General features: G+C 67.5%; 2 protein-coding genes. Both read left to right on the forward strand.

The features are described from left to right. Nucleotides 1-187 (forward strand): DUF3489 domain-containing protein (locus EU800_RS26285; protein ID WP_129636382.1); only part of this gene is annotated, 187 nt, incomplete at its 5' end. After that, nucleotides 184-382, forward strand: a 199-nt coding sequence (locus EU800_RS26290; protein WP_129636383.1) for a DUF2924 domain-containing protein, incomplete at its 3' end; no start/stop codon positions are given. The genes EU800_RS26285 and EU800_RS26290, both read left to right, overlap by 4 nt.

Below are 382 nucleotides of genomic sequence, written 5' to 3' on the forward strand. Positions count from 1 at the left end.
GCTCGCTCGCCCTGAGGGCACGAGCCTTGAGGCGATCTGCAAGTCCACCGGCTGGCAGCCGCATTCCGCTCGCGCGGTCCTGAGCGGGTTGCGCAAGGCCGGCTACACAGTCAAGCGGCAGGCGGCCGCCGAGAAAGGCGGTCCGTCCCTCTACCGGATCACCGCCGAGCCCGAGTTGGCCGAATGATCCGTGTCGCGGATCTCGAAACCATGAACCGGGCCGCGTTGATCGCGGCCTGGACAGAGATCTTCAGCACGCCGGTACCGAAAGGGCTGAGCCAGTCCTTCCTGCGACGTTTCCTTGCCACCGAGATCCAGACCCGCAGGTCCGGCGGCCCGCCCGCCAGAGTCCGGAAAGCGCTGATGCAGGGCAACGATCGCG

The sequence above is a fragment of the Tropicimonas sp. IMCC6043 genome (assembly GCF_004146235.1).
In the GTDB taxonomy this organism is placed as follows: Bacteria; Pseudomonadota; Alphaproteobacteria; order Rhodobacterales; family Rhodobacteraceae; genus Tropicimonas.